This is a genomic window from Gordonibacter pamelaeae 7-10-1-b, assembly GCF_000210055.1.
GTDB classification, from domain to species: domain Bacteria; phylum Actinomycetota; class Coriobacteriia; order Coriobacteriales; family Eggerthellaceae; genus Gordonibacter; species Gordonibacter pamelaeae.
Genome location: NC_021021.1, coordinates 174,575 through 184,260, shown reverse-complemented (window position 1 = coordinate 184,260; position 9,686 = coordinate 174,575). Strand labels below are relative to the sequence as shown.

Below are 9,686 nucleotides of genomic sequence, written 5' to 3'. Positions count from 1 at the left end.
AGCAGATCGTGCCCGAGCTCGAGGTCCAGCAGCAGCCTGCGGGCGAGGACCGCTACGCCCAGATGGCCGTGCAGGCCGAGAAGCTCCAGCGCGACAAGGTGCTGGCCGAGGCCCGCGCCGCCGTGGCCGCCGCCTCCACGCACGAGGGGGAGGGCCGCCGCAAGAAGCGCAAGGAGAAGCGCGAGGCCGAGAACCGCGAGCGTTTGGAGCTGGAGGCCATCGAGAAGGGCCTCGATCCCACGCTCGTGCTGGACGATTCCGTGGTGGAGATCCCGCAGGGCACGACCGTGGCCAAGTTCGCCGAGCTCATCGGCGTGCCGCCCAACGACGTCATCAAGCGCCTGTTCATGCTGGGCCAGGTGCTCACGCTCACGCAGTCCATGGGCGACGACCTGGTGGAGCTCATCGCCGACGACATGGGGCGCAAGGTGCGCGTCGTGTCGCCCGAGGAGGAGTACGCCGTCGTGTACCACGACAAGGACGAGGACCTCAAGCCCCGCCCGCCCGTCGTCACCGTCATGGGCCACGTCGACCACGGCAAGACGTCGCTTCTGGACGCCATCCGCGACACGGGCGTGGCCGCGGGCGAGGCCGGCGGCATCACCCAGCACATCGGCGCGTCGGTCGTGGAGATCGACGGCAAGCAGATCACGTTCATCGACACGCCGGGCCACGAGGCGTTCACGGCCATGCGCGCCCGCGGCGCCCAGGTCACCGACGTCATCGTGCTCGTGGTGGCCGCCGACGACGGCGTCATGCCGCAGACCGTCGAGGCCATCAACCACGCGAAGGCGGCCGAGGTGCCCATCGTGGTGGCCGTCAACAAGATCGACAAGCCGGGCGCGAACCCCGACCGCGTGCGCCAGGAGCTCGTGGAGTACGGCGTCATCCCCGAGGAATGGGGCGGCACGAACATGTTCGTGGAGGTGTCGGCCAAGCAGCGCCTGCACATCGACGACGTGCTGGAGACCATCATCCTGCAGGCCGACGTCCTGGAGCTCAAGGCCAACCCCGACGCCGAGGCCTCCGGCTTCGTCATCGAGGCGAACCTGGACAAGGGCCGCGGCCCCGTGGCAACCGTGCTCGTGCAGCGCGGCACGCTGCACCCCGGCGACATCGTGGTGGCCGGCACGTCCTACGGCCGCGTGCGCGCGCTGGTAAACCCGCTCGGCAAGCACGTGGACGAGGCCTACCCCGCCGACCCGGTGGAGATCCTGGGCCTGAACAGCGTGCCGGTGGCCGGCGACGAGTTCCGCGTGTTCGACGACGAGCGCGACGCCCGCAAGCTCGCCGAGGAGCGCGCGCTGCGCGCCCGCCTGGCCGAGCAGGAGACGAAGTCCCATGTGAGCCTGGACGACCTGTTCAGCCGCATCGAGGAGGGCAAGCAGACCGACCTGAACCTCATCGTGAAGGCCGACGTGCAGGGCTCCATCGAGGCGCTGCGCGACGCGTTCGAGAAGATGGACCAGTCCGAGGTGCGCATCAACATCGTGCACTCGGCCGTGGGCGGCATCACCGAGACCGACGTCACGCTGGCCTCCGCTTCCGACGCCATCATCATCGGCTTCAACGTGCGCCCCACGGGCAAGTCGAAGGTGCAGGCCGAGAAGGAGAAGGTGGACATCCGCCTGTACCGCGTCATCTACCAGGCCATCGAGGAGATCAACGCCGCGCGTGTGGGCCTGCTCTCGCCCGATATCGTGGAGGAGGACACCGGCGTTGCCGAGGTCCGCGAGACGTTCAAGGTGCCGAAGGTGGGCACCATCGCCGGCTGCTACATCACCGAGGGCGAGATCAACCGCGACGACAAGGTGCGCATCGTGCGCGACGGCACCGTGATCTTCGAGGGCGTCATGGAGTCGCTGCGCCGCTTCAAGGACGACGTGAAGAGCGTGCGCCAGGGCTACGAGTGCGGCATCGGCATCCATGGCTACCAGGACCTCAAGGTGGGCGATACCATCGAGGGCTACCAGGTGAAGGAAGTCGAGCGAACGGAGTAACCGTTCGTAACCGATACGAGCATCGAAGCGCCCGTCGGCCGTCCCGCGATACACTGGACGCGACGGGCGCGTTTTTCGCGCAACCCCCGACTGTTTAGGAGGCGGCACCATGAAGCAAGGATCTTCGAACCGCAAGGTCAACGAGCAGGCGCGCGAGGTCATCGCGAGCATTCTCTTGTTCGAGATATCCGACCCGCGCCTCGAGCTCGTGACCATCACGGGCTGCGAGGTGAGCTACGACCGCAGCGTGTGCAACGTGTTCTACACCACCGAGCCCGAGCGCTACGACGACGTGGCCGCCGCCTTCCAGAAGGCGGCGGGGCGCATCCGCTCGCTCATGGCGCGGAAGCTCTCGTGGCGCGTGGCGCCCGAACTGCGCTTCCTCTTGGACCTCTGCTACGGATCGCAACGATATAGCGAAGACCTCGATTTTGTCGCCGGCGATAAGTTCGATTCGCTTCCCTTGGACGATTTCTCAAGGACTTTGCGCTGCGACCTGCTGAGATCCTACGATACCGAAGTGAGCGTCAGGGAACCGAAGGTCGTCAACGATCTCGATGGCGTCGGGATGCGGAGGTGGACGGTCTCGGTAAACACCAACATCGCGCGCCCCGATTTGCCGAAACAGCGAATCAAGCTCGAGATCGCGTCCGTTCCGGCGCATACATCCACGGTCCGCCGCGTCGCGGTCAATTATCCCGAGCTCGCCGGAATGTACGACGACCTTACAATCCGGTGCCAGACACTCGAGGAAATCTTGGCCGATAAGCTGATCTCATTCTCCGCCACCGATACGCATATCAGGCACCGCGACCTCTGGGACATTCCCTGGATCGTCCGTGCGCAGGAAATCGACTTTTCTGCCGTAGCCGCACTCGTCGCGGCAAAGCACGATGACTACCGCTGTCCCGTGCCCCTTGCCAGAATGATCGCCGTCGGCATGCAACGAGCGCACGTCTGCTATGCCGACGGGTCATTCACCGGGCAGATGCAGCGCTTCCTATCCCCTGCCGTTCTCGACCGCACGCACGATTTCGATAACCACTGCGATGCCCTCAACGCTATCGTCGAAAGGTGCTACGGCCGCGTCGCCGCCTCACTCGGCATCTCGGATCAGGTCGAGCATGCCAGGCGCAGGCTCGCAACCGAGATATCGTCGGGATTGATTTCGGCCACCGGCATGCCGAAAAGGAATCTTGTGCTTTCCTAAAGAGATGGGTGGAGGCTTTCCGCACTTCGTCGGGTGCAACCCAGTAGCCAAGACGGTTCTGGTTGCCGCCGGGTTACTTTCGTCGGGGTTCGGGCGGTTTTCGGGGAACTTTCCGATTTAATTGCTGATTGTTCTATAGTCGACTATTCCTTTACGGGTGGTTACTGGCGTTTCCTTATCTTCTATGCTTTCAGCTTTCTCAAATGAGTATTCATCATCTCTTGTCGGATCTTCCAAAATGAATTTCTCGACACCTTTTGCCATTCGACGAATCAAGCCTTCAAGATTGACTGTGCAACTATAGGAGCAGTTTGTCATCTCATCTATGCCTACTCCATCATGCCCATAACTGATAAGGAGGTTTTCAGGGTTTCCCGTCAAGCCCACCCCTATCGTTCTGTATGGGCTGAATTTGGCTCCATCTTTCTTTTTCTTTTTGTCTTTATCTTTGTCTTTATCTTTGGTTTCTTCTTTGCCTATGACCGACGAACCTGCATGGACTATCGAGCATCTGAGTTGATATAAATCTGCTGCCGTGAATATGCCTTCACTCTCGATGCATTTAAAATCTTCTGCAACCTCTTTTTGCGTTTTCTCCGGTGCGCGCTCTTTCTCTTTGGAACCTTTAGGTCTTTTCAGCTGGAGATATCTTGCACTCCAGGTTCGATAATCAGTGCCATCCAATCTCGAGCATACATCTGGAATCGTTAAAACCAAGGTAAGGGCAGCTATGACACACCCGCAATCGTACGCATCTTCGCATTCTTTAATGAGCCTGCTTGGCGAACGGTATATTACAGTGGGAAAGCCGCACTCATTTTCTATCGTTTTTACCTGTTCAACTAATTTGGGTTCCCATTTGTCAATCGCGTCTATGAGTTCTCGATCGTATTTGTCTGTTTGCATTGAGTTGCCTTTTCCTAGAGAGTCAATTGCCAGTTATTGATAGAGTTATTGATAGAGTTCTTGTATTTCTGCCATTCTATCGCGTGTTTATTCCAGGTAGCGGTTTCCCTTGCCGCAGTTGCAGACCTCACATAGGGTCTGGAGGTTGCCCATCACCGACTTGCCGCCGCGCGATACGGGAACGATATGGTCGACGTGGAGCTTCACGCCATCCTCGCGGCCTCGGCCGCAACGGACGCAGTGGAAGCCGTCGCGGTGAAGAACGTCGTAGTGCATCGCGCGGGTCACCTTGGCATGCTCGGCGTCGTTGGCCATACGGCGGTCTTGGTATGACTTCTTGCGGTGCAGGCGGAACATGGCGGTGATCACCTCCGATATGAACCAGATAGCGAAAATCATGCCGATGTACGGCTTCATGGCCTCTACCATTGCATCCATTTGCGATGCCTCTTTCTCTTTTCGTGGCGGTTATTCGTGCGGGTTGCGCCCGGTGTCCGGGCGCTGTGGCTGTCGGTCGCGGAGGAAACGATAGATTTCCTCCCCTATCCATCAGGTGCACAATTGCCCATCTTGTACCCGGAGGGGAGAAGATTTAATCGTTGAGCTGGAGGTTTATCGACCCTAGAAAGGCACCCGGTGTCCGGGTGCCTTTCTAGGGTCGATTTGGTTGTGGGCCCCGCCGATTTCCGGCGGAGCTGCGATACTGCCGCTATCGCTTTTTAGCCGAGTGCTCCTTGCTCCAGGTCGCACGGCATGAGTTGCTGCAAAATGAACGCTCGCCGCCCTGGGTTCCCGAGAGCACGGTCCGCATACATCTCCTGCAAGTCAGGAGGTAGCGGTCGGGATGGTCTCTGGCAAGTAACCACATGGCATCCATTATGTTTCTAGGCTTTTGCTCGGGCGCGATCTCGGCCATCTTCACACCGGAATATGCGACGCGCGGGCGAAAGAGCCTTCCGTCAAATGCCTGTAGCAGTCGGTTCGCTATCCGCATCTGATCTTTCACGGGCTTGACGCCGATATCTGAACTTACGACCAGATAGCACCATCTGTCCTCTTCCGGGCGGCCTTTGCGGTCGGTACCGTCGGGCTGTTTCGTCTCGAGCAAGGTGAGAAACCTGATGAACCCGTTCCCCTCGCCTTTCAGGCGATGATCGATGACAGGCCGCGTCGACGGTCTTTCGATGTCGACTAGGTCGGCGTAAAGGGGCCACGCCTTTCGGATATCGAGGGGCGCGTCGGAAATCGCCAGGGTATCTGTGCGGTAGGACACTGATAATGGGAATCGCGCTATCGACGAGGGCTATCGGCGAAAATGCGCATGAGCCGACGCGATGGCCCATTAAAGAACTGCCGTCGATTCCAGCGACTGGCCTCAACTCGAAGAGCCTCGCGTCGGCCCCGACCAAGGCCGGCCAATGGCCTAATAGGAGCATGGGCTCGAGCGCGTGGACCTAGCAACCCGCATGGTACAGCCCCCATCAGTGTTCTGTCTAGCCAGCCTTCGGTTCGGACCGTATCGCAAGCGTTGATCTGAAAGGCTGCGTATGAGCGAGTTGGAGAAAGACCTCGTCTTTGCCGGCGTCGACACCCACAAAGACACCCACACCCTCTGTCTCCTCGACCACATGGGGAGAGCGATCGGGACGTTCAGGTTCGCCGCGGACGCGAAAGGCTACGATGCCCTCGCCGGCAAGATAGGAGGCCCGGCAACGTGCGTCGGCGTCGGCGTCGAGGGGACCGGCTCGTACGGCGCCGGCTTGACGCGAAGGCTCCTTGAGCTTTGGTACTGCGTGTACGAGGTGATGGTGCCGGGAAGGGCGAGCGCAAGTCGGGCCGTCCGAAGAGCGATCCGGCCGACGCCGAGGTGGCGGCGCGGCAGGTTCTCGCCAGGGCCAACCTGTCGAAGCCCAAGGACCAGTCCGGATGGACGGAGGAACTCAGGCAGCTCATGATAGCCCGCGGTCGCCTCGTGCAGGCCACATCGGCCATGATAAACGCTGCGAAATCCCTGATAGTGACGGCGCCAGAGGACCTGAGAAGGTCGTTGGAGGGCCTTTCCAGGAAGAACCTCAGAAACGCTCTCTCGACGCTCGACCCCGCCGCCGGCGGCATCGTTATGGCCCTGGGGTCCTTGGGAAAAGCCTGGGATCTCCAGGATCGGGAGGCGGACGCCATCGAGGAGAGGATGAAGCGGGTTTTGGAGGCGAACGCCCCCGCCCTGCTCGCCATCTACGGCTGCGGCACCGTTACCGCCGCCGCCCTGGCCGTGGCTGGCGGAGGGAATCCCGAAAGGCTGAAAAGCGAGGCCGAGTTCGCCTCCCTATGCGGCGTCGCCCCGCTGCTGGCGAGCTCGGGCAAAACGGAGCGCCATCGCCTGAACAGAGGGGGCGACAGGCGCGCCAACAGGGCGCTTTACCAGATCGCGGTGACCAGGATGTCGTATGATCAGAGGACCAAGGATTACGTCGGGAAGCGCAAGCGCGACGGAAAGTCCAAGAAGGAGGCCATCAGGTGCCTCAAGCGCTACATCGCCCGCGAGGTGTTCCGGGCGTTGCGCAACCCGTTCGAAATCAAAGGGCCGTCGTGGAAGGATCTGCGCCCCGCAAGACAAGCTCTGGGCATTACTTTGGTGGAAGCGGGAAAGGCCCTCAACGTCGGATTCCAAAAGGTAAGCTACGCCGAGACCGGCCGTCTGATGAATGTCCAGTTCCTGGAAGAATACGATGCTTGGCTGAAATCTCAGGCGAAAAAAGCAAGTTGACATACATAGGAGCTTCGAGTAGGCGAACCCGTAGTGGGCGGCGAAGGCCGAGAACATCTCGGTGGTGCAGACGGCGTCGCCGACGCGGCGGCCCACGCCGGCAGCGTTGTCGAACAGGATGCGCCTGGGCACGCCCGCCACGTGCTCGAATATGTTGCGCAGCGCCTGGCACACGCACTCGGCGTTCTCGCCGGGGAACACCTGGGCGATGCCCACGTTCGAATAGGGGAACGTCATGACGAAGAAGCTCATGCGCGTGCGCACGCCGCCGACGTAGAAGTCGGCCTCGCCGAAGTCCGCCTGCGCGTCGCCCGGCTCCCAGTCGAGGTCGAGGTACTGCTCGCGGCTCGCGCCGCGCTCGAGCTTGATGCGCCTGACGTAGTTGCGCACGGTCGACTCGGCGACGTCGGCGCCGGCCTCGTCGCGCAGGCGGGCCCAGATGCGGCGGGCGGTGTGGCGCTGCTTGCGCCAGTTGCGCTCGTCCTCGTCGAGCCAACTCTCGATGAGCGGCCGGTAGCGGTCGAGCACGCTGCCCTTGGCGCGCGGGGCGGGCGGCCTCTGCGAGAGGTCGTCCATCGCGAGGTACTTGTAGACGGTGTCCCTGGAAACCTCGAGCTTCCTGGATATCTCGGCGATCGAGTCGCCCTCCATCCTGAGCTGGCGTATAGAATATGCCTTGGACATGCTGATCATTCCTTCCTGGCCTCCTTGGTCGATCTACGATGGCGATGACCAAGGTAACCGATTGGGGTGGTCGGCATGTTCGCTAGCGAAGTGTCGAAATCCTACGTAGCGATGTGTCGAGTTTTATCGTAGCGAATACAGCAGGCGCGGCGAGCGCCTAGCGCGCGAACTCCCGTAAGAGCGCGTCTTCCACTTCCCGAAGCGAAAGGGCCCCGCCTCCCTCGGCGGGACGGGCGACCACGATGCAGCGCGCTCCCGCGTCGCGCGCGGCGGCGAGCTTCTCGGCCGTGCCGCCTACGGTTCCCGAGTCCTTGGTCACAAGCCACTGGGCACCCACCTGCCGAAGCATCGCCTCGTTGAGCTCGCGGGTGAAGGGCCCCTGCATGCCGATGACGTGCGACGGAGAAAACCCCGCGTCGATGCACTTCGTTATAGCGCCGGGCAGCGGGAGCACGCGCACGAAGAAGCGCTCCGCGAAATCGGCGACGCGCGTGTAGGGAGCAAGCTCCTTGCTCCCCGTCGTGAGAAGCGCGCGACCCGGGTTCTCGGAGAGAAAGCGCGCCGCGCAGGCGATCGACGCGACCGACACGACGCCTTTGGGCAGCGCCTCGGCCGGGCGCGCAAGGCGCAGGCATCGTGCACCCACGGCGAGCGAAGCGGCCCGGATGTTGCCGCTTGCGAGCGTAGCGAAGGGGTGCGTGGCGTCGACGATGATGCGCGCGCCGGAAAGCTCGCGCTCCATGTCGGCCTCGTCGAGCCTGCCCGCATGCACCTCGATACCCGGAAGCTCGCCCAAAAGCTCGCCTCCGTACTCGGTTGCCGCGTAGGCACGGGTGGGGATGCCCGCCCCGCTCGCCCATTCGCACAGAAGGCGGCCCTCGGTGGTGCCGGCGAAGATGCGCAGCGCCGGCGCGGATGCGGGCGCCGTCACTTCGGGCCGCCTGGGCGCGTGATCTGGTAGAGCAGCGCGTTCATAATGGCGGCCGCCACGGTCGAGCCGCCCTTGCGACCCCTCGCGACGATGGCCGGCACGCGTCGCGCGAGTAGCTCCTCTTTCGCCTCGACCACGTTCACAAACCCGACCGGCACCCCAACGACGAGCGCGGGCGCGATCTTCCCCGCGTCCATGAGCTCGGCGAGGCGCAGAAGTGCTGTGGGAGCGTTGCCGACGGCCACGATGAGCGGACCCTCGATGCCGCAAGCTTTGTCCATGCTCGCAACGGCGCGAGTCGTGCCCGCGGCGCGCGCAGCCGCGGCGACATCAGGGTCGGCCATGTAGCACACGGCCTTGCAGCCGAGCTTCGCGAGCGCGGGCTTGCTTATGCCTGCGAGCGCCATGTTCGTGTCGGTGAGCACCGTGGCCCCTGCGCGCAGTGCGTCGAGCGCGCAGTGCGCAGCGTCATGGGTGAACACGAGGGAATCGGCGTACGAGAAGTCGGCAGTGGTGTGGATGACGCGCTTCACGACGGGCTCTTCGAGCGGCGGGAACGTGCGGCCGCCGAGCTCTTCGGTGATGATCTCGAAGCTGCGCCGCTCGATGTCGCCGGGCGCCATCTCCTTGGAATCCATCTAGTACTCCACTCCTTCCCTTGCACATATCCCCTGCTCGTAGGGGTGTTTCTCGCACCGCATCTTGGTTATGTAGTCGGCCTTCTCCACGATCTTGCGGGAAGGCGCGCGCCCGGTGAGCGCTACTTCGACGCCGCGCGCGGACATATCGAGCGCGCGGTCCACGAGCGCCTCGTCGACAAGCCCCTTCGAAAGCGCGTCGAGCGCCTCGTCGAGCACGAGCAGCCCCTCCTGCGCGCCCTCGAGCTCGGCGAGCGCGGAAGCGAGGTTCCCATCGTGCAGCTCGCACGTCGCGGCAAGTTCTTCCGACGTCATCGACCAGGTAAACTTGTCCGACGCCTTCCCCGCGAACACGGGCACGCCGAAATGCTCGGCGAGCAGGCGCGCCTCCCCGCTTTCGCCGTCTTTCAGGAACTGCACGACGACGACGCGGCGGCCTGCGGCGAGCATGCGAAGGGCGAGGCCCATCGCCGCCGTGGTCTTGCCTTTGCCGTCGCCATGATACACGTGGATCATACGCCCTCCTCGATGATGCGGTAGACATACTCCATGT

Annotated in this window: 8 protein-coding genes and 2 pseudogenes; 4 read left to right on the top strand and 6 right to left on the bottom strand. The window is 62.6% G+C overall.

Features of this window, described 5'->3' with window-relative positions; all coding sequences use genetic code 11:
* Both infB and rbfA read left to right on the top strand, forming a co-directional pair.
* The coding region (gene infB, locus GPA_RS00840; RefSeq protein ID WP_041238703.1) for a translation initiation factor IF-2 at window positions 1-2,000 on the top strand (2,000 nt) is incomplete at its 5' end.
* Between the two features lie 109 nt (window positions 2,001-2,109).
* Window positions 2,110-3,210 (top strand): 30S ribosome-binding factor RbfA, encoded by a 1,101-nt coding sequence (rbfA, locus tag GPA_RS00835; RefSeq protein WP_015538676.1) that lies wholly within the window; start codon window positions 2,110-2,112, stop codon window positions 3,208-3,210.
* Between the two features lie 117 nt (window positions 3,211-3,327).
* Here the strand turns inward: rbfA and GPA_RS17740 are convergent, their stop codons facing one another.
* Window positions 3,328-4,116 carry a hypothetical protein gene (locus GPA_RS17740; protein WP_154248835.1) on the bottom strand — a complete coding sequence of 263 codons (789 nt, stop codon included), beginning with the start codon at window positions 4,114-4,116 and terminating at the stop codon, window positions 3,328-3,330.
* An 87-nt stretch (window positions 4,117-4,203) separates the two neighbouring features.
* Window positions 4,204-4,554, bottom strand: coding sequence for an HNH endonuclease (locus tag GPA_RS00830; RefSeq protein ID WP_227156057.1), 351 nt, complete (start codon window positions 4,552-4,554; stop codon window positions 4,204-4,206).
* A gap of 1,109 nt (window positions 4,555-5,663) precedes the next feature.
* On the opposite strand from GPA_RS00830, the gene GPA_RS16600 reads away from it, so the two are divergent.
* Window positions 5,664-6,071, top strand: a complete 408-nt coding sequence (locus GPA_RS16600; RefSeq protein ID WP_015538674.1) for an IS110 family transposase — start codon at window positions 5,664-5,666, stop codon at window positions 6,069-6,071.
* 242 nt (window positions 6,072-6,313) lie between these two features.
* A pseudogene (locus GPA_RS20710) lies at window positions 6,314-6,664 on the top strand (transposase); the annotation flags it as partial.
* Between the two features lie 246 nt (window positions 6,665-6,910).
* Here GPA_RS20710 and istA read toward each other — a convergent pair.
* The 4 genes and pseudogenes from istA to GPA_RS00800 all read right to left on the bottom strand — a co-directional run.
* Window positions 6,911-7,564, bottom strand: a pseudogene (gene istA / locus GPA_RS20705) (IS21 family transposase); the annotation flags it as partial.
* A gap of 157 nt (window positions 7,565-7,721) precedes the next feature.
* Window positions 7,722-8,495 (bottom strand): precorrin-6A reductase, encoded by a 774-nt coding sequence (gene cobK, locus GPA_RS00810; protein WP_049783966.1) that lies wholly within the window; start codon window positions 8,493-8,495, stop codon window positions 7,722-7,724.
* The gene (locus GPA_RS00805) at window positions 8,492-9,133 is read right to left on the bottom strand and encodes a precorrin-8X methylmutase (RefSeq protein WP_015538672.1); all 642 of its coding nucleotides are present in this window, start codon (window positions 9,131-9,133) and stop codon (window positions 8,492-8,494) included. The genes cobK and GPA_RS00805 overlap by 4 nt, the downstream gene beginning before the upstream one ends.
* On the bottom strand, window positions 9,134-9,649 hold the full coding sequence (locus GPA_RS00800; protein WP_015538671.1) for a cob(I)yrinic acid a,c-diamide adenosyltransferase: 516 nt from the start codon (window positions 9,647-9,649) through the stop codon (window positions 9,134-9,136).
* Between the last annotated feature and the right edge of the window lie 37 nt (window positions 9,650-9,686).

Excerpts from the sequence above, each read along its gene's own strand:
- rbfA (WP_015538676.1), top strand. The coding sequence starts at position 2,110 with ATGAAGCAAGGATCTTCGAACCGCAAGGTCAACGAGCAGGCGCGCGAG.
- GPA_RS17740 (WP_154248835.1), bottom strand. The coding sequence starts at position 4,116 with ATGCAAACAGACAAATACGATCGAGAACTCATAGACGCGATTGACAAA.
- GPA_RS00830 (WP_227156057.1), bottom strand. The coding sequence starts at position 4,554 with ATGGATGCAATGGTAGAGGCCATGAAGCCGTACATCGGCATGATTTTC.
- GPA_RS16600 (WP_015538674.1), top strand. The coding sequence starts at position 5,664 with ATGAGCGAGTTGGAGAAAGACCTCGTCTTTGCCGGCGTCGACACCCAC.
- GPA_RS00805 (WP_015538672.1), bottom strand. The coding sequence starts at position 9,133 with ATGGATTCCAAGGAGATGGCGCCCGGCGACATCGAGCGGCGCAGCTTC.
- GPA_RS00800 (WP_015538671.1), bottom strand. The coding sequence starts at position 9,649 with ATGATCCACGTGTATCATGGCGACGGCAAAGGCAAGACCACGGCGGCG.